Source organism: Halorientalis sp. LT38 (assembly GCF_037031225.1).
Classification (GTDB): domain Archaea; phylum Halobacteriota; class Halobacteria; order Halobacteriales; family Haloarculaceae; genus Halorientalis; species Halorientalis halophila.
In genome coordinates this window covers 296,673-313,733 of sequence record NZ_JAYEZN010000001.1, presented here as the reverse complement: position 1 = coordinate 313,733, position 17,061 = coordinate 296,673, and the positions used below count along the sequence as shown (strand labels likewise).

The 17,061-nt window shown below is 67.4% G+C and carries 18 protein-coding genes; 8 read left to right on the top strand and 10 right to left on the bottom strand.

Annotated features, from left to right (window positions below; all coding sequences use genetic code 11):
- Window positions 1–42 precede the first annotated feature (42 nt).
- Window positions 43–426, top strand: a complete 384-nt coding sequence (locus U5918_RS01705) for a hypothetical protein (RefSeq protein WP_335999004.1) — start codon at window positions 43–45, stop codon at window positions 424–426.
- A 14-nt stretch (window positions 427–440) separates the two neighbouring features.
- On the opposite strand, the gene U5918_RS01700 is transcribed toward U5918_RS01705, so the two are convergent.
- The gene (locus tag U5918_RS01700) at window positions 441–899 is read right to left on the bottom strand and encodes a VanZ family protein (RefSeq protein ID WP_335999003.1); all 459 of its coding nucleotides are present in this window, start codon (window positions 897–899) and stop codon (window positions 441–443) included.
- A 305-nt stretch (window positions 900–1,204) separates the two neighbouring features.
- Between U5918_RS01700 and U5918_RS01695 the strand changes: the two genes are divergently transcribed.
- A complete protein-coding gene (locus U5918_RS01695; protein ID WP_335999001.1) occupies window positions 1,205–3,202 on the top strand; it encodes an AMP-dependent synthetase/ligase in 1,998 nt (665 codons plus the stop codon).
- A gap of 272 nt (window positions 3,203–3,474) precedes the next feature.
- On the top strand, window positions 3,475–3,777 hold the full coding sequence (locus U5918_RS01690; protein ID WP_335999000.1) for a hypothetical protein: 303 nt from the start codon (window positions 3,475–3,477) through the stop codon (window positions 3,775–3,777).
- Here the strand turns inward: U5918_RS01690 and U5918_RS01685 are convergent.
- A complete protein-coding gene (locus U5918_RS01685; protein WP_335998999.1) occupies window positions 3,774–4,253 on the bottom strand; it encodes a peroxiredoxin family protein in 480 nt (159 codons plus the stop codon). The genes U5918_RS01690 and U5918_RS01685 overlap by 4 nt on opposite strands.
- 113 nt (window positions 4,254–4,366) lie before the next feature.
- Between U5918_RS01685 and U5918_RS01680 the strand changes: the two genes are divergently transcribed.
- Window positions 4,367–4,606, top strand: coding sequence for a glutaredoxin family protein (locus U5918_RS01680; RefSeq protein WP_335998998.1), 240 nt, complete (start codon window positions 4,367–4,369; stop codon window positions 4,604–4,606).
- A gap of 4 nt (window positions 4,607–4,610) precedes the next feature.
- Here the strand turns inward: U5918_RS01680 and U5918_RS01675 are convergent, their stop codons facing one another.
- From U5918_RS01675 to U5918_RS01660, 4 genes are all read right to left on the bottom strand, one after another.
- Window positions 4,611–5,009: a cupin domain-containing protein gene (locus U5918_RS01675; protein WP_335998997.1), complete on the bottom strand. Its 399-nt coding sequence runs from the start codon at window positions 5,007–5,009 to the stop codon at window positions 4,611–4,613.
- Window positions 5,010–5,078: 69 nt separating this feature from the next.
- On the bottom strand, window positions 5,079–5,843 hold the full coding sequence (locus tag U5918_RS01670; protein WP_335998995.1) for an SIR2 family NAD-dependent protein deacylase: 765 nt from the start codon (window positions 5,841–5,843) through the stop codon (window positions 5,079–5,081).
- Window positions 5,844–5,945: 102 nt separating this feature from the next.
- The gene (locus U5918_RS01665; protein WP_335998994.1) at window positions 5,946–6,215 is read right to left on the bottom strand and encodes a DUF7538 family protein; all 270 of its coding nucleotides are present in this window, start codon (window positions 6,213–6,215) and stop codon (window positions 5,946–5,948) included.
- A gap of 266 nt (window positions 6,216–6,481) precedes the next feature.
- Window positions 6,482–6,931: a universal stress protein gene (locus U5918_RS01660; protein WP_335998993.1), complete on the bottom strand. Its 450-nt coding sequence runs from the start codon at window positions 6,929–6,931 to the stop codon at window positions 6,482–6,484.
- A 100-nt stretch (window positions 6,932–7,031) separates the two neighbouring features.
- Here U5918_RS01660 and U5918_RS01655 point away from each other — a divergent pair, with 100 nt between their 5' ends.
- Window positions 7,032–7,280, top strand: coding sequence for a DUF7385 family protein (locus U5918_RS01655; protein WP_335998992.1), 249 nt, complete (start codon window positions 7,032–7,034; stop codon window positions 7,278–7,280).
- 37 nt (window positions 7,281–7,317) lie between these two features.
- Here U5918_RS01655 and U5918_RS01650 read toward each other — a convergent pair whose 3' ends face one another.
- From U5918_RS01650 to U5918_RS01640, 3 genes are all read right to left on the bottom strand, one after another.
- Window positions 7,318–7,710: a DUF7522 family protein gene (locus U5918_RS01650; RefSeq protein WP_335998991.1), complete on the bottom strand. Its 393-nt coding sequence runs from the start codon at window positions 7,708–7,710 to the stop codon at window positions 7,318–7,320.
- 101 nt (window positions 7,711–7,811) lie between these two features.
- A complete protein-coding gene (locus U5918_RS01645; protein ID WP_335998989.1) occupies window positions 7,812–9,038 on the bottom strand; it encodes an acyl-CoA dehydrogenase family protein in 1,227 nt (408 codons plus the stop codon).
- Between the two features lie 130 nt (window positions 9,039–9,168).
- Window positions 9,169–11,289 carry a hypothetical protein gene (locus U5918_RS01640; protein ID WP_335998988.1) on the bottom strand — a complete coding sequence of 707 codons (2,121 nt, stop codon included), beginning with the start codon at window positions 11,287–11,289 and terminating at the stop codon, window positions 9,169–9,171.
- 280 nt (window positions 11,290–11,569) lie between these two features.
- On the opposite strand from U5918_RS01640, the gene U5918_RS01635 reads away from it, so the two are divergent.
- The 3 genes from U5918_RS01635 (at window position 11,570) to U5918_RS01625 (ending at window position 15,310) form a co-directional block, all read left to right on the top strand.
- Window positions 11,570–12,736, top strand: a complete 1,167-nt coding sequence (locus tag U5918_RS01635; RefSeq protein WP_335998987.1) for a CaiB/BaiF CoA transferase family protein — start codon at window positions 11,570–11,572, stop codon at window positions 12,734–12,736.
- A gap of 92 nt (window positions 12,737–12,828) precedes the next feature.
- Complete coding sequence (locus U5918_RS01630) at window positions 12,829–14,184, top strand: sulfatase family protein (protein ID WP_335998986.1); 1,356 nt, start codon at window positions 12,829–12,831, stop codon at window positions 14,182–14,184.
- A 19-nt stretch (window positions 14,185–14,203) separates the two neighbouring features.
- Window positions 14,204–15,310, top strand: coding sequence for a glycosyltransferase (locus U5918_RS01625; protein ID WP_335998984.1), 1,107 nt, complete (start codon window positions 14,204–14,206; stop codon window positions 15,308–15,310).
- Window positions 15,311–15,325: 15 nt separating this feature from the next.
- Here the strand turns inward: U5918_RS01625 and U5918_RS01620 are convergent, their stop codons facing one another.
- On the bottom strand, window positions 15,326–16,771 hold the full coding sequence (locus tag U5918_RS01620) for a sulfatase family protein (RefSeq protein ID WP_335998983.1): 1,446 nt from the start codon (window positions 16,769–16,771) through the stop codon (window positions 15,326–15,328).
- Window positions 16,772–17,061 lie beyond the last annotated feature (290 nt).

Sequence of the window (17,061 nt, the reverse complement as noted above, 5' to 3'; positions counted from 1 at the left end):
ACCGGGTCGAAGACTTATCCGCACCAGGTGGCTAGATCGTGTATGGTATTGTCACCCGAGGACGACGGCGAGCGCGACGACGGGACGGCGGAGGCGGCGGGACCGGCCGCCGCGGACGGGTTCGAGGCCCTCGCTCGACGACTCGGCGAGCTGGCTGCGGTGTTGCCCTGGTCGCTCGAAGGGGCCGTCCTGTTCCGGGACGACGAGCGGGTCGTCCTCGCGCGCGGGGCGTCCAGCGGGCCCGCGATCACGGGTCCGACGACGGCTCCCGGGCCGGAAACGGACGCGGTCGACGGCGACGCGGGCGTCCTCGTGGTCGCGGAAGCGGAGGACGGGCTGTCGGTCGAGCGCTGCGAGGCCGCCGCCGTGGATTTCGACGTGCTAGAACGGATCCCGGGCGGGCTGGAATCCGTCGCGCCCGAGTGACCCGTTTCTCTGGGCTACGAGACGTCTTCGGGGGAGGCACTCTCCCCGCGTGAGAGGACCGTCAACACCGGCCGGTAGTCCAGTCTGGGCTCGATGGCGTACCAGGCCACGACGAGCGCGGCACCCAGGGCGTTGGCGTACGCGTCTGCGAGGCTGAAGAAGCGGTTCGGGATCGTCCACTGCCAGAGTTCGATCCCGATCCCGTACAACACGGTCAGGCAGACGACGCCGACCGCCAGCTGGATTCGTGGGCGGTCCGAGTCCGCGAGCGCGTAGGCCAGCGCGTAGGCGATCGCGGCGTACGCGAGGAAGTGCCGCCACTTGTCGAGCGGGACGGGATCGACCTTCCCCGGGACCACTGGCTCGGACGGCGGCGCGACGAGCACCGAGGTGGCGAACACGAACCCGGCGACGGCGGCCACGCCGAGCCACCGCACCCAGGTCGGAACGAGCGGGACTGGAAGCCTTCGCACGTCCGCCACCGCGACCGAACGGGGCAAAAAACACGCGGTCCCGATCGGCGGACGCCCGTCGACCGCCGGGAGGTTGAAGACGCTCCCTCGCGTTCCGACTGTCGTGACTCTCCTCGTCGACATCGCCTGCCCGTCGTGTAGTCGGACGCGCACGCTCGGGAAAGTCGGAATCGGCACGTACCGGTGTCGTGACTGCGGTCGCGAGTTCACCGTCGCCGACGTTCGGTCGGGTGGATAGCCTCTTTTCTTCGGTTTCGAAGTCATTTCACCACGTATTATAATGTGGGACCGCCTGGGTATCCATAATGACCACCACCGCGGAGTTGTTGGAACGAGAGCGGGAGTACAGCGACGAAGTCACGGGGACGGGGACGATCCCCCAGCTATTCGAGCAAAGCGCCGAGCGCCACGCGGACCTCCCGGCCCAGCAGTACAAGGGCGGCGTCTACGACCGGTCGCTGACCGACGACGTGCTCCCCGAACCCGCCGAGGGCGAGTGGGGGCTGGTGACCTACGACCGGATGGCCGAGATCGTCCGCAACCTCGCGGCCGGCTTCCGCGAACTCGGCGTCGACCACGGGGAGAAGGTGGGGCTCTTCTCGAACACCCGCATGGAGTGGGCCCAGGCCGACCTCGGCGTGCTGGCCGCCGGCGGCGTCGTCACGACCATCTACACCGAATCCTCGCCGCGCCAGGTCCGCTACCTCCTCTCCGATCCGGGGGCGACGGGGGTCGTCGTCGAGAACGAGGAACTGCTGGCCCGCGTCCTCGACGTGCAGGACGACACCGACGTCGAGTTCGTCGTCATCGTCGACGACGTGGACGTCTACGACGAGAACGACGACATCTACACGCTGGCTGAAGTCCACGAACTGGGGCGCGAAGCCTTCGACGAGGCCGAGTACCAGTCCTGGCTCGACCAGCAGTCGCCCGAAGACCTGGCGAGTCTCATCTACACGTCCGGGACGACGGGGAAACCCAAGGGCGTCCAGTTGACCCACGCCAACTTCCGGGCGAACGTCTCGCAGATCCGCAAGCGGTTCGGGCCCCGACCGGACAAGGACGAGGACCTTCCGGTGCTGGATTCGGACGTGAAGACGCTCTCCTTCCTCCCGCTGGCCCACGTCTTCGAGCGGACCGCGGGCCACTTCTCCATGTTCGGTGCGGGAGCGACGGTGGCCTACGCCGAGAGTCCCGACACCGTCCAGGAGGACATGGCGGCGGTCCAGCCCTCGACGGCGACGAGCGTGCCACGGGTCTACGAGAAGGTGTTCGACGCCATGCGCGAGCAGGCGGCCTCCTCGGACCTCAAGGAGAAGATCTTCAATCGCGCCCTCGAGATCGGCCGGGAGTACGGTCGGACCGACGATCCGAGCAAGCGACTCAAGCTGGAGTACTACGTCGCGAACAAACTGGTCTTCCAGCAGGTCAAAGACCAGCTCGGGGGCAACATCGACTACTTCGTCAGCGGCGGCGGCAGCCTCAACAAGGACCTCGCCGAGCTGTTCCGCGGGATGGGACTGGAGATCTTCGAGGGCTACGGCCTCACCGAGACGTCGCCGGTCGTCTCCACGAACCCCGCCGAGGACCCCCGCCCGGGGACCCTCGGCCCGCCGGTCGTCGACATGGAGACCTACCTCGACGACACCGTGATCGGCCCGGACCGGAAAGAGAAAGCCGACGGCGAGATCGGCGAACTCCTCGTGAAGGGCCCGAACGTGACGCAGGGCTACTGGAACCGGCCGGAGGCGACCGAGGACGCGTTCACGACGATCCCTGACGACCCCGAGGACGCCGACCCCGAGTGGTTCCGCACCGGCGACATCGTCGAGCGGACCGAGGACGGCTACCTGATCTACCACGACCGACTCAAGCAGTTGCTGGTCCTCTCGACCGGGAAGAACGTCGCGCCCGGCCCCATCGAGGGCGCGTTCGCGACCAGCGAGCGGGTCGATCAGGTGATGGTCATGGGCGACGAGCAGAAGTTCGTCAGTGCGCTGATCGTCCCCGACTTCGAGGCCATCGAGCGCTGGGCCGACGAGGCGGGGATCGACCTGCCCGAAGACCCGGACGACATCTGCGACGACGAGCGCGTCCGGGAGTGGGTCGCCGAAGCGGTCGACGAGGTCAACGAGGGGTTCGAGAAACACGAGCAGATCAAGCAGTTCGAACTGGTCCACGTCGAGTGGACGCCGGAGAACGACATGCTGACCTCCTCGATGAAGCTCAAGCGCCGGAACATCCGCGACGAGTTCTTCCACAAAGTCCAGGCCATCTACGGCGAGGAAGCCAGCGCGGACTGAGAGACCACAAGACCCATTCCAGGACCAGTTGTTTCGCCGACGTGAACCGACGTGAGTTGCTCGTGAGCCTGGCCGTAACTACACTGGGAAGCGCGGGCTGTCTTGGCCTGGACCAGTCGGCCGGGGATGGCCGAACACCCGGCTGTCGGCAGGTGATGCCCCACCGACTCTCGGCGGAGCGGGTCTCACCGTCACGGCAACGGCGACGACATCTGTTCCCGATAGCGTATTCTGAACAACCGGAGGCGGTACGGGACGTGCTCCGGACTACGATGCACGAAGGGGAATACATCGTGTGTCTGCAGGGGACTGTGACGGCAGCGGTCGACCGGGGGATGGGTGCTCTGGCGGGGACGATCCGTGACGCCCTGGAACGCCAGGCCGAGGCCTACCCGGGCGATCCCCCGAAGTGGGTCGCACAGTCGGCCTACCTGAAGTACGACGGCGACCTCTACGGGCTGGAATACAGGGCGTCGGACGTCGTGGTCTCGACGGTCACTCTGAATCCGGCGTCACATCGGCCGACCGCTACCGACACGGCGACCACAGCCGGTCTCGAAACCCGAACCGATTAGAGCTGCGCGACGGCGTCCTCCACGTCCTCGTGCGGCAGCGGCCCGATCCACTCGTCGGCGACGTAGGCGTACTGTACGTTCAGCTCCGGGTCCACGACGAACACCGACCGCCAGGGCGTGGCGACGTTCGCCATGTGCTCGCGCTCGGTCAGCAGGTCCAGCGCCTCGGAGACGCCGCCGTTCACGTCGGCGAACATCTCGAAGGGCGGGCGGCCGAGCCAGCGGAGGAAGTCGTTCTGCGCGTAGGGGCCGTCCCGGCTGATTCCCAGGACCTGGACGTCCTCGAAGTCTTCCCAGCCGTACTTCTGGAAGCGCTTCCACCAGTTCTGCGCGATGGCGCTGTAGACGAAGCCGGTCGAGACGAGGACCGCGCCCCGGTCGCCGACCGCGTCCGAGAGGTGGGTCGACCGAAACGTCTCGCCGTCACAGCACAGTGCCTCGAAGTCGGGGAGTTCGTCGCCCTCGGCGGGTGGCATACCCGGGCATCGCACGCGACCCCCAAAAACCCCTGGCGAGCGCTGGCGATCCCTCCGCGCCCCAGCGGCGGGACAGCCGCAGACTTTTGCCGACCGCCCGCCTATGGACTGGCATGTCGATGACACTGTACCGTCTGGAGGGCTGTCCGTACTGCGAACTCGTCGTCGACCGCCTCGAGGAACTCGACGTCGACTACGAGAGCGTCTGGGTCGAGGGGCTCCACTCCCGGCGCAACGAAGTGGCGCGGGTCTCCGGCCAGCGACAGGTCCCGGTCGTCGTCGACGACGACCGCGGGATCACGATGGCCGAGTCCGAGCGGATCCTCGAGTACCTCGATCGGAGTTACGCCTGACGGCTCAGTCCAGTTCGTGGGGGTCCAGTCCGGGGTCCTCGACGGGCGGCGCGCCGACGGCCAGGACGACGCCCTGATCGTCGCCGATATAGCGGTGGCCGTGGCCGGTCTCCGGCCCCGCCGCCCAGAACGCGCCCGGGCCGACTTCGACGAACTCCTCCTCGCCCGAGCGGCCGAGTTTCAGCGAGAACTCGCCCTCGATGGCGTAGTAGAGCTCCTCCTGCTCGCTGTGAGCGTGATACTGGATCTCCTCGCCCGGGTCGAAGTACCAGAGCGTCAGGTGCATGTTCTCAAGGCCCATGGTCCGACCGACCGGGCGGATGTCCAGATCCGGTGGCACGCCCTCGACTTCGGACAGGTCGGTGACCGGTACGTCCTCGGTGTCGAGCACTTCGTACTCCATACCGACGGAACCCACGCGGGGTTGCCCCAAAAGCGTGGGGGCACGCTGCCGAATCCGAACCGCCGGGCCTCACTCGGCGACGGCGTCGCGCAGTCGCGGGAGCGCGTCGGTCACGTCCGCCCGGAAATCGAAGTCCGCGCGCTCTGACAGTGGCGTCGATTCGAGGTTGACGAGCGCGAGCGTCGCCCCTCGCTCGGCGGCGACCCGGGGGAGCGAGGCGGCCGGTTCGACCGTCAGCGACGACCCGACCGCGAGGAACACGTCGGCGTTCTCCGCCTTCGCCTGCGAGCGCATGAGCGCGTGCTCGGGCAACTGCTCGCCGAAGAGGACGGTGTCGGGCTTGAGCGTCCCGTCGCACTCCTCGCAGGTCGGGGGCAGTTCCCCGTCCCGCGCCCGATCCATCGCGGGTTCGGCGTCCGACCTGCCGCCGCAGTCACGGCAGACGACGCGGGCCGCCGAGCCGTGGATCTCGATCACCGACTCGGAGCCGGCGTCCTGGTGGAGGCCGTCGATGTTCTGGGTGACGACGGCGTCGAGGTGGCCGTCGGTTTCGAGGGCGGCCATCGCCTCGTGGGCGGCGTTGGGTTCGACGTCGCCGTCGTCGAACGCAGCGGCCTGCAATTCGACGCGATCGGCCCAGAACCCGGCCGGGTCGGCCCTGAACCGGTCGATGTGGAAGTCCATCGGATCGTGTCGCTCCCAGATGCCGTCCTCGCCGCGGAAGTCCGGGATCCCGGAGGCCGTACTGACGCCGGCCCCCGTGAGTGCGACGACCGAGTCCGCCTCCCGAATCGCCGTCGCGAGTTCCCGCACGTCCGACTCGTCGACGTTCATACGACCGGGTGCGGCGGCGAGGCAGAAAAGCGTCCCGTCCGCAGACACCTCACACGAGCGGGCTGGCGAGGCCGCGTGACTGTCGCGGGAGCCGTCTCCCGGTCAGAGCGACCGGCGCTCGACCTCGGGATCCACGTCGGCGGCGGCGAGGTCCTGCCTGATCCGCTCTCTGAGCGGCGTCGGCACGGTGTCCCGGCCGACCGGCACCGCGACGTCGCCCTCGGGTGCGACCTTCCAGTAGACGACGCAGTCGCTCGCTTCGTAGTACTCGATGCTGTACCGGTCGGTTCCGCCGTCGTAGTGCACCCGTGCGGCGCCGTTCTCGACGCGCCACCCCTCTCTGCCCGCCAGTCCGTCGAGCGCGCTGGTCATGCTCGCCCGTAGCAGCGGGACCCACTAGTGGTTTCGGTCGCCGGACGGATCCGTCGGTGACGAGCACTGATCGACCACGGAAGCGTGTGAGGGAGGGGGAGCGGAAAGAGGGAGGGGGAAAACCGGTTCGGGATTGGGAGCGAACCGCAACTGAACGAACGCCCCCTAACTGGTTGAGGCTTCTTCACGATATCATCGGTCAATTAAATGATCCTGCCGTCACGTCGAACGAAACGGGGCAGGAGCCGGACGCGTCCTGCACCGAGTCACTCGGCGTGCCGGACGATGTGTACGTCGTACCGCGGGTCCTCGGAGACGGGGTTCCCGACGCTCGTGACGGGCGTGGAGACGCGGCCCGCGTTCTCGCTGCCGATGAAGACGATGGAGGCCGAGACGTCTGCGGCGACTTCCCTGATCGTCCGCGTGATGTCGTCGATGAGGGTCGCGGTCATAGAATCGCTCGTGCGTGGGTGCTCACACCGGTAGGTCGCGTCCGGCGCTAGCGCCGCGACCGCCTCCTCGAAGTCGTCGCAGACCGCCTCCGGGTCGTAGTCCTCCCCTTCCTCGATCCAGCCGCGCTCGACGGCGAACTCCTCGTCGCTCGGGACGAGCGTGAGCACGACGACGTCCTCGCCGCGGTACTCGGCGAATTCGCGGGCACGTTCGAGCGCCGTTCGTGACAGCGCCGAGTCGTCGAACGGGACAAGAACCGTCATGTATCGGCCTTCCGCAGCCCCGGCCTTAACGCCGCGGAACCCGGCAACGCTACGCGAGTCCGTCCGCACATTGATACCACTGCAGGTCCAGCACCGCCCCATGGAGCGACTGGGCGACGACACGGGCCCGATCGACGTCCACGACTACCGGCACGGCCTCAAACTCCTCAAGGAGACCCGCGAGACGAGCCACTGGGCGAACAAGAAGCCATACGCCTGTCCGGGCTGCGACGAGCCCTTCGAACAGCTGTTCGTCTCCGAGAAGACCCACAACGCCTTCACCCCGTCGTCGGCCACGCCCTTCTGCATCCGGCACGAGGAAGACCGGATCCTCCTGTTCCGGCACTGAGTGACCGTCCTGGGACCCAGTAGAACTCCGGACGGGGTTACAGCCGGGGTTCGATCTCCTCGTTCAGATACTGGATACAGTACTCGACGTCGGCCATGGTCGCGTCGTACCCGTCCCGCTGGATGGAGACGAAAAAGCCCGACTTCACGTCGTCCGGTTCCCGCCAGGAGATCACCCAGGCCCGATCGAACTGTCGAACGAACGCCGAGAGCTCGCCGACCTTCATGTCGCTCTCCTCGCCCGTCAGGCCGAGCTGCCGGATTATCGTCTCGTCGATGATACGCTCCCGCTCGTCGCTGTCGTAGGTCTCCGCGACGTCGGATCGCAGTTGCCCATCGTAATCCGTCGGCGTGAACCGGACGACCGCCCTGAGGTCGTGCTGGACGCGTTCGTACAGCTCGTCCCAGACGTCGTTTGCCAGCGCCTCCATGCGCTCTCCTGACGCCTGTGACCCTTCAATCATTCGCCAGGTACCCAGACCGAACGGTGCGTTCCCGTGGAGCGTGGCGGTCGTCCAGCCGCTCGATCCGATCAGGACACGCCGAGCTGTTTGGCGATCGTGTTGAGCTGGATCTCGTCCGTCCCCTCGACGACCCGCAGGATCCTGGCGATGTGAAGGTGATCCATGAACGGGTTGTCCTCGGAGAGGCCGTTCGCGCCGTGGACCTGCACCACGTCGTCTGCCACGTCGAAGTAGACGTTCGTCGCGAGGTACTTGAAGATCGACGAGGCCTCGATGGCCTGCTCGCCGTCGTCCATCAGCCAGGCGAGCTTCAGCCCCGCGGCGTCGGCCGCGAAGTTCCGTGCCCGGCCCTCGGCGAGCTTGTGAGAGATGCCCTGGAACTTCCCGATGGGGCGCCCGAAGGCCTCCCGCTCGTTGGCGTACTCGACGCCCCGTTCGAGGAGGTGTTCGGTGTACCCGACCGCCTCGGCCCCGAGTTCGAGTCGCCCCAGCGAGAGGAAGTCCATCGCGTTGTAGAAGGCGGCGTCGGGTTCGCCGAGCACCCGATCCTCGGGGAGGCGCACGTCGTCGAACAGCAACTCGGCCTGCATCCCCTCGAACCCAACCGCGTTGTTCATCGACCCCAGCTCGAACTCGTCGGCCTCCACGACGAAGCAGGTGATCCCGCCGTAGCGGCCCATCTCCTCCTGTGGCGTCGTCCGCGCGAAGACCTGCACGAAGTCAGCGTACGGGGCGTTCGTGATCCACTGCTTGCGGCCGTTCAGCACCCACTCGTCGCCGTCTCGCTCCGCGTGCGTGCTCATGCTGGGCGAGTCCGACCCCACGCCGGGTTCGGTCTGGGCGAACGCGGTCGACTTCTCGCCGGCGACGGCCGGCTTCAGGTACTTCTCGATCTGCTCGCCCTCTGCCTGCATGAGCAGCGGTTTCGGGCCCTCGGGACCCGCCAGGACGTACTCGGTCAACCCGATGCCGTGACTCGCGACGCGTTTTTTCGCCCGGTACCAGGTGACGTTCGAGACGCCCTCCCCGCCAACCTCCTCCGGGAGGTTCATCGCGTAATAGCCCGCGTCCGCGCTCTTCTTCCGGATCGTCTCGATGGCCTCGCGCACCTCCGGGACGAGTCGCCCGTCCGCTTCGTGCCGCCGTCGCGGGTTCGACCAGGTGTCGCCAAGTTCGTCCGCGAGCGGTTCGACCTCCTGTGCGACGAACTCGTCGAGGCTGTCGAGGATCAGGCGCGTCTCTTCCGTCGTCCCGAATCCGACCCCGCCGTCCCCGCCCGTGTCTGACGTTGGCATGCACCGACCGTGCGGCCGACGGTGCTTGAAACCACTGCCTCTCTGCTGGGCGGTCGGATCACGGGACCGCAGAACGCATGGAAACCGATCCCGGTAGGTACCGCGGCCATCCGATCATCGACGGTCGCGGTTACTCCGCTTCCGGTGGCTCGGTTTCCTCGGGTTCTTCGGGTTCCGGTTCCTCGGTTTCGGGCTCCTCGGGCTCCTCCGTCGCGGGCTCCTCGGGTTCCGGCTCTTCGGTTTCGGGTTCGACGGGCTCCTCCGTCACGGGCTCTTCGGGCTCTTCGGTTTCGGGTTCGACCGGCTCCTCCGTCTCCGGTTCGGTGGGTTCGGTCGGCGTCTCTTCTTCGACTGGTGTCTCGGTCGGGGTTTCAGTCTCGGTTTCGGTCGGGGTTTCAGTGGTCGTCGGCGTCTCCGTCGGCGTCTCAGTTTCCGTCGGTGTCTCCGTTGGCGTCTCGGTTTCGGTCGGGGTCTCAGTAGTCGTCGGCGTCGTCGGCTCCTCGATCTCGATCACCAGCCGTTCCTCGCCATTGACCGGGACGGGATCGCCGGCTTCGGTCTCGGCGGTCACCTCGTACTCGCCGGGATCGAGCAGGTCGGTCACGTTCTCTCCCGCTGGCACGTCGAGCAAGAGCGGCTCGCCCGTCCCGTCGGTCCTCGTCACCGTCACGACGACCGCCACGTCGTTGGGGTTCTCGACGGTCACGTTCGCCTCGTCCTGGGTCAGGTTCAGACTCTCGAGTTCCTGCTCGTCCTCGGCCTCGGCGTCGTCGGTCACGGCCGATTCGGCGTTCGAGGCGATCTCCTCCGTGTCGGTGATCCCCTCCTGGGCTGCCTCGTCGGCCGCCGATGCGGCAGATTCGCTGGCGATCTCCTGGAGCTGAGTGACGCTCACCTCCTGGCGCTGACTCAGTTCCGTCGCACCCGCACAGGCCCCTCGTGCGGCGGCCTGGATCTGCTCGGCGCTCGCGTCCTGTGCCTGGGAGAGCGCCCCCTCGGCTGCGCCCTGCGTGATGGCCTGGATCTGGACGATATTGACGACCTGAATCTGGACGACGGCGCCCTCACCTGCGCCCGCCGCCGCGGCCTGGATCTGCTCGACGGTGGCGGCCTGTTGCTGACTCGCGGCGGCCGCGGCGCCGGCGGCCGCACCGGTCGCAGCCTGCTGGATCTGGACGACGTTGACGACCTGCACCTGCGTCAGGGTGCCCCGCGCGGCGCCCGACGCCGCGGCCTGGATCTGCTCGACCGTGGCGGACTGGTGCTGGGAGATCGCCCCTTCGGCCCCACCCGCCGCGGCCTGTTGCAGCTGGGTGATCGTCACGCGCTGTCGCTGCACGATCGCGCCCTCGGTCCCGCCGCGTGCGGCGGCCTGCACCTGCTCGACGCTGGCCCGCTGGCTCTGGACGAGCGCGCCCTTCGCGCCGCCGATGGCGGCGTCCTGCACCTTCTTGGGGTCCGCTTCGTCGTCGGTGACGGCGCCGCCCGCGCTCCCGAAGGCTGCGGCCTGCAACTGTTCGACAGTCACCCGCTGGGTCTGGACGAGGGCGCCGTAGGCCCCGCCCTGGGCAGCTTCCTGGATCTGACTGACGCCGACCTGTTGCTTCTGGACCGCCGCTTCGACCGCGCCAGCGGCGGCCCCCGCCGCGACGAACTGCCGCTGGTCGACGGTCACGTTCTGGCGCTGTGCGAGCGCGCCGTGGCTGGCGCCATGGGCAGCAGCCTGCACCTGTCTGACGTCGGCGTTCTGCGTCTGCGACAGCGCACCGACCGCGCCGCCGTAGACGACGGACTGAATTTGCTCGACGTCGGCGTCCTGCCGCTGGACGAGGGCGCCGTGCGTCGCACCCTTCGCGGCGGCCTGGATCTGCTCGACGTCAGCGTCCTGGCGCTGGCTCGCGGCCGTCGCGGCCGCGTCGGCCGCCGCGTCGATCTGCTCCTGGCTCACGTTCACGCCCTGTTCCTGCGCGAGTTGGGCGCCGGCTCGCGCGCCCGCTTGCGCGGCGTCGGGCCCTTCCTGCCCGTCCGCGGCCGACTCCCCGGCCGATCCCTGACTGCTGACTGCCGCGAGGTCGCGCAACTCGTCGTCGTAGCGCTGGATCGCCGCCTCCCCGTCGGCGTCGCCCTGACCGTCGGCCACGGCCTCGTCCCCCTGGCCGTCGAGGAGCGTCGCCGGACCGCCCAGGGCGAGTATCGCGAGGCCGCCCAGGACCAGAATCGCGGCTCCCAGGACTGCCGTGTGTGCTCTCATGTCTGGTCACCCCGACTCGGTCGGGGGCGCAGCCGTACTCCCTCTGTTTGGTGGGCTTCTGTGGACATCGTGACTTCACCGTGGGGTGTGAGCAGAAACGGCACAGCACGCCCGTACACCGAACCGGCGAATAAATCCGGCCGACCGTTGCACGCCGGCAGTGGTATCCGGCGAAACCGTTCGCGCGTAAGCCCGCCTTTCCGCGGACGCCGGAGGTCGTTCAAGGTGACCGGACGTGACCGTGACCCAGGCTTAAGGTGGTGGCCTCGGGAACGTCGGTATGCGACTCGACGGAGTCAGGATTCTCGATCTCTCCCGACTGTTGCCCGGTCCCTACGCGACCCAGTTGCTCGCAGACGCCGGTGCCGACGTGATCAAGGTGGAGGACGCGGAAGGCGGCGACTACGCCCGGATGCTCCCGCCCTACACCGACGAGGGCGTCGGCGCCATCTTCGACGCGGTCAACCGGGGGAAGCGAAGCGTCGCTCTCGACCTCAAGTCCGACCGGGGCCGCGAGGCGTTCCTGGATCTGGCGGCCGAGGCCGACGTGGTGTTCGAGCAGTTCCGGCCCGGCGTCGTCGACCGCCTCGGCGTCGACTACGACTCGGTTCGCGAGCGCAACCCCGAGGTCGTCTACTGCTCGTTGTCTGGCTTCGGCCAGGAGGGCCCGTACGCCGACCGGGTGGGCCACGACCTCAACTACGTCGGCATGGCCGGCCTGCTGGATATGACTCGGGCGGACGAGGAGCACAAACCCCAGATGCCCGGCTACCCCGTCGGCGACATGGCCGGCGGACTGTTCGCCGCTTTCTCTATCGTCGGCGCGCTGCTCTCGCGGGAACTGGGCAACACCGGCGGCGAGTACGTCGACGTGGCGATGACCGACGTGGTGGCGTCGTTCTCACAGGCCGTCGCCCACGACGCACTCACCGGCGGCGACCCGAGGCCTGGCGAGACGGAACTCACCGGTGACCTCCCCTGGTACGACGTCTACGAGACCGCGGACGGCGGGTACGTCACGCTCGCCGCCCTCGAACCCAAGTTCTGGGAGTCGTTCTGCGAGGCCGTCGAGCGCGAGGACCTCGCGGACGCTCACATGACCATGGACCCGGCCGAACGCGAGGCCCTGCGCGAGGAACTAACGGCGCTGTTCGCCGACCGGACTCGGGACGAGTGGGAAGACGCGCTCGGGGACGTGGAGGCGATGGTCGCTCCCGTGCACACACCGGCCGAGGCTCTCGACTCGGAGCACGCCACGGCCCGTGATCTGCTCGACCGCTCCGGACCGGTCCCCCGGGTCGGCTTCCCCGCGCAGTGTTCCGAGGGATCGGATCGCGAAACCGGCCCGGCGCCGGGCCACGGCGAACACACTGAAGCCGTCCTGTCCGCGGTGGGGTACGATCGGGACCGGCTGGACGCGCTTCGCGAGGACGGCGTGATCGAGTGATCGGCCGATCGAAGAATCCGCGGACTGCGGGGGCGTCGCGGTGCATTCGAGGTATCACAACCGTAAAATACTCCCCGTAACACCGTAGTCCCATGAAAGACGTGTTGCTGATCACGATCGATTCTCTGCGCGCGGATCACGTCGGGTGTTTCGGGTACGATCGGGACACGACGCCGGTGATCGACGAGTTCGCCGCCGACGGGCACACGTTCGAGCGGACCTTCGCCCACGCCTGCAGCACGCGCCCCTCCTTCCCCTCCATCATGTCGTCCTCGCACGCCCTCATGCACGGCGGCTTCGAGATGATGACCGAGGGCCGCACGATGGTCGCCGAGGTGTTCGACGACGGCGGCTACCAGACGGCCGGCTTCCACTCCAATCTCTATCTCTCCGCCGACTTCGGCTACGACCGCGGCTTCGACTTCTTCTACGACTCGAAGACCGACCCGGGGACGACGGCCCGGATCCGACAGTTCGTCAAGGACCGACTCGATCAGGACGGTCTGCTCTACAAGCTCCTCGCCTCCGCGTTCGACACCGCGGAACGGACCGCCGGCATTAACGTCGGGTCGGCCTACGACACCGCCACGGAGATCACGGACAACGCGCTGGAGTGGGTCGAGACGGCAGACGAGGGTGGCCCGCGATTCCTCTGGGTCCACTACATGGACGTCCACCACCCGTACGTCCCGCCCGCCGAGTACCAGCGGGAGTTCCGCGACGACCCCATCTCCGAGAACCGGTCGATCAAGCTCCGCCGGAAGATGATCGAGGAACCGGAGAACGTCACGGATTCGGAGCTCGAAGAGATCGTCGACCTCTACGACGCGGAGATCAAGTACACGGACGCCGAGATCGGCCGGCTGATCGAGGAGGTCACCGAGGCCTGGGGCGAAGAGCCGGTGACGGCGATCACCGCCGACCACGGAGAGGAGTTCCTCGATCACGGCCAGTTCAGCCACTACACGCACTTCTACGACGAGGTGATGCAGGTGCCGCTCTTCCTCGGCGGGATCGAGGGCTCGGGCCGGTACGACGAACTCGTGGGCCTGCAGGACGTCCCGGCAACTCTCGTCGACTACGCGGGACTCGAGGTCCCCGATGCCTTCCAGGGGTGGAGCGTCAGGCCCATCGTCGAGGGCGGCGACTGGCCCCGGACTCACGTCATCGGCGACTGGAGCGACCGACAGGGGGAGAACCGGTTCGGCTACCGCGACGAGGAGTGGAAGTTCGTCCGCCGCGACTCCGGCGAGGAGCTATACGACCTCGAGGCGGACCCCGACGAGAACCGGAACGTGATCGACGACCACCCCGAGGTCGCCGAGCGACTGGGCGAGACGATCGACGACCACGTCCGGGCCATCGACGAGACGGGTTCGGACCTCGTCGAGGTCGAGATGGACGAGGACGTGAAAGCGCGACTCCGCGACCTGGGATACAAGGAGTGAGGATGGCGGGGCCGATTCGATGAGTGCCGACGACTCCCGGACCGTCCTGCTCGTCTCGAACCGCCGACTCGACGAGAACTCCGGCCGGGCGGCCAAGTTCCAGACCCGGGCGGAACGGCTGGCCGAGCGCGGCTGGAACCTGCGAGTCGGGTACGTCGAGCCGACTCCGGTCGGGACGCCGCTCGGGATCGTACGGAATCTCCGGGCGGCCCGACGGGCGGACGTGATCAACTCCGTCAGCAATCCGCCCCAACTCCAGATCGCCGGCGGGATTCTCGCGCGTCTGACCGGCACCCCATGGATCGCCGAGTTCCGGGACCCACTGGTCGAGAACCCCGACGTCGAACCCGACTCCGTCGCGGCGCGGATCCGCCGGCGGCTGGAAGGCTACATCCTCACACACGCGGACCGCGTTGTCTGGTACGACGGTATCCAGATCCCCGACGATTACTTCGAACAGACGTATCCCGACGTGCCGAGTGATCGAGTTCGCAAGCTCCCCCCGATCGGGTTCGACGAGCAGAGCTTCGAGTCGGTCGACCCCGCGAGTCACGAGGAGTTCACCGTCACCTACGCCGGGTCGTTCTACGAGGGTTGGATCGAGCCCTACACGTTCCTCCGGGGGCTGAGCGACTACGTCGAATCCCGCGGCGAGCACGCTGACGTCCGGGCTCACTTCTTCGGCGACTGGAACGAGTCCTACGCCGAAGCGGCCGCGAATCACGGCGTCACGGACTACGTCGAACCACACGACTTCGTCCCGCACGAGGAGATCGTCGCCGAGCTGAAGGGCTCGGACGCGCTTCTATACGTCGGCGGCGACGACCCGCGGAACGAGCACAACCTCCCCTCCAAGCTGTACGACTACATCGGCGCGCGTCGGCCGATCGTCGCCATCGTGGACCCGAGCTTCCGGGTCGCCGACGTGATCACCGAGAACGGGTTCGGCATCGTCGTGGATCCCGACGACCACGCCGGCGTCGCCGACGCCCTCGAGCGGATCCGGAGCGGCGAGTTCGAGTACGCTCCCGACGAGGCCGACGTCGAGCGGTTCACGCGCAGCCACAGCCTGGACGCGTATCTGGAAGCATTGAACGCGGTGGCCGACGCGACCGACGAGGAGTGAGCTCGGCTCCCAGTCCTACACGTTCCCGTCGTCGGCGTACCCGAGCGCGTTGAGACGGGACTTGATGTCGTCCATGTCGTCGTCCTCGATGTCGACGTCACGGCTGCTCCCCGAGCGGGCGTTCTCCTCCTGCCGGTCGAGTTCGTCGGTGAGCATCCCCTCCAGTCGCTCGCGCACCTCGGGGTTCTCGGCGGCGACGTTCGTGGTCTCGCCCGGGTCGGCCTCCAGGTCGTAGAGTTCTGGGGTGCCGTCGCCGTCGTACCACCGGCGGCTCTGCAGGTAGTCCACGTCGCGGGGGACGATCAGCTTCCAGCGGTCCGTCCGGATCATCTGCATCCGGTGTTCGATGCTCTCGGCGAACGCGTACTCCCGGGTTTCCGGGAGGACGTTCCCTCGCACGTCGTCGGGGATCGGGACGCCAGCGTAATCCATGATCGTCGGCGCGACGTCGGTCAACTGGACGATCCCGTCGATTCGGTGGGGGTCGTGCTCCGGGTGGGAGACGATAAGGGGGACCTGAATCGACGTGTCGTAGAGGCCGACGTTGTCCGAGAAGATGTCGTGTTCGCCGAAGTTGTGGCCGTGATCGGCGGTGACGACGACCAGCGTCTCCTCCTTGAGGCCTTCCTCGCGGAGGTAGTCGAGCAGCCGACCGAGTTGCTCGTCGACCCAGGAGATAGCCCCGTCGTAGGCCTCCTTCGCGTCGCTCATGTGGGTCTGCTCGCCGCGAGCGTAGGCCTGGAACGCCGCCGAGAGCGGTCCCTTCGCGCCATCGCCGAAGTACTTCGATAGGTGTTCGTCCTCTCCGTCGTACTCGAACTGCTCCTGGTGTTCCTCCGGTGGGAGATAGGGCGGGTGGACGTCCCAGTAGTGCAGCAGGGTGAAGAAGGGGTCGTCGGCGTCGTCGATGCGGTCGATGGCGATGTCGGTCAGTCCCTCGCAGTCGACGCGGAAGTCGTCGTAGCCCATGCGTCGGTAGTACTGCTTCATGATCGGCGTCAGGAGCGGGTCGGGCAGTTCGAGAACGGCGTCCTTGGCGTGGTTGAACGCCTTCTCGGCGAGGGTGTCACCGGTGTCCTGGACGTTGCGTCCGCCGCTCTCGACGCCGTAGTCGTCGTAGCCCCACTCGTGCCAGCGCCCCATCCAGTCGACGCCGATGGTCTCGTACCCCGCGTCCTGAAGCAGTTCGGGGAGGAACTTCGGCGACCGCTCCTCCAGACGCTGCAGGTTCCCCTCGTTGTGGCGGGTGCCGTGGTGCGTGATGCCGTGTTCTCGCGGGTACTTCCCGGACATGAGCGAGGACATGCTCACGTCGGTCTTGTTCGAGGCCGCGAAGCAGTGCTCGAAGACCATCGACTCCTCCGCGAGCGCGTCGACGTTCGGCGTGATGTCGGCGTCGCGCCCGTAACACCCCACGTCGGACGCCCGGAGCGCGTCGACGACGACCACCACTACGTTCATGGGTCCGAGTATCGCGTCCCGAGGTTAGTCTGTTTGGGTTCGACAGTGGCGGTGTCTAGGTTGGCGGTCGACGGGTGTCAGCTCTCCCGACTCAGCTGGCCCGCATCTAGCCCGGCCGATCGACGGATTCGATCCAGTGCCTTGCGGTCATGCAGGTTACATTCCCCAGCGAGGCACGAACCACCCCAGCCCCAGTGATCCAGGCGGAGAGGAATGTTTCCTGATCGACCGAAGAGTAGGATCGAAACCTATGTAGCAACGAACGGAAAGAGACCTGTTTGATAATAGCG

What these genes read in the sequence shown, in the direction of transcription:
- U5918_RS01705 (WP_335999004.1), top strand. Translation starts at nt 43, where the DNA reads ATGGTATTGTCACCCGAGGACGACGGCGAGCGCGACGACGGGACGGCG.
- U5918_RS01695 (WP_335999001.1), top strand. Translation starts at nt 1,205, where the DNA reads ATGACCACCACCGCGGAGTTGTTGGAACGAGAGCGGGAGTACAGCGAC.
- U5918_RS01690 (WP_335999000.1), top strand. Translation starts at nt 3,475, where the DNA reads ATGCACGAAGGGGAATACATCGTGTGTCTGCAGGGGACTGTGACGGCA.
- U5918_RS01685 (WP_335998999.1), bottom strand. Translation starts at nt 4,253, where the DNA reads ATGCCACCCGCCGAGGGCGACGAACTCCCCGACTTCGAGGCACTGTGC.
- U5918_RS01680 (WP_335998998.1), top strand. Translation starts at nt 4,367, where the DNA reads ATGTCGATGACACTGTACCGTCTGGAGGGCTGTCCGTACTGCGAACTC.
- U5918_RS01675 (WP_335998997.1), bottom strand. Translation starts at nt 5,009, where the DNA reads ATGGAGTACGAAGTGCTCGACACCGAGGACGTACCGGTCACCGACCTG.
- U5918_RS01670 (WP_335998995.1), bottom strand. Translation starts at nt 5,843, where the DNA reads ATGAACGTCGACGAGTCGGACGTGCGGGAACTCGCGACGGCGATTCGG.
- U5918_RS01665 (WP_335998994.1), bottom strand. Translation starts at nt 6,215, where the DNA reads ATGACCAGCGCGCTCGACGGACTGGCGGGCAGAGAGGGGTGGCGCGTC.
- U5918_RS01660 (WP_335998993.1), bottom strand. Translation starts at nt 6,931, where the DNA reads ATGACGGTTCTTGTCCCGTTCGACGACTCGGCGCTGTCACGAACGGCG.
- U5918_RS01655 (WP_335998992.1), top strand. Translation starts at nt 7,032, where the DNA reads ATGGAGCGACTGGGCGACGACACGGGCCCGATCGACGTCCACGACTAC.
- U5918_RS01650 (WP_335998991.1), bottom strand. Translation starts at nt 7,710, where the DNA reads ATGGAGGCGCTGGCAAACGACGTCTGGGACGAGCTGTACGAACGCGTC.
- U5918_RS01645 (WP_335998989.1), bottom strand. Translation starts at nt 9,038, where the DNA reads ATGCCAACGTCAGACACGGGCGGGGACGGCGGGGTCGGATTCGGGACG.
- U5918_RS01640 (WP_335998988.1), bottom strand. Translation starts at nt 11,289, where the DNA reads ATGAGAGCACACACGGCAGTCCTGGGAGCCGCGATTCTGGTCCTGGGC.
- U5918_RS01635 (WP_335998987.1), top strand. Translation starts at nt 11,570, where the DNA reads ATGCGACTCGACGGAGTCAGGATTCTCGATCTCTCCCGACTGTTGCCC.
- U5918_RS01630 (WP_335998986.1), top strand. Translation starts at nt 12,829, where the DNA reads ATGAAAGACGTGTTGCTGATCACGATCGATTCTCTGCGCGCGGATCAC.
- U5918_RS01625 (WP_335998984.1), top strand. Translation starts at nt 14,204, where the DNA reads ATGAGTGCCGACGACTCCCGGACCGTCCTGCTCGTCTCGAACCGCCGA.
- U5918_RS01620 (WP_335998983.1), bottom strand. Translation starts at nt 16,771, where the DNA reads ATGAACGTAGTGGTGGTCGTCGTCGACGCGCTCCGGGCGTCCGACGTG.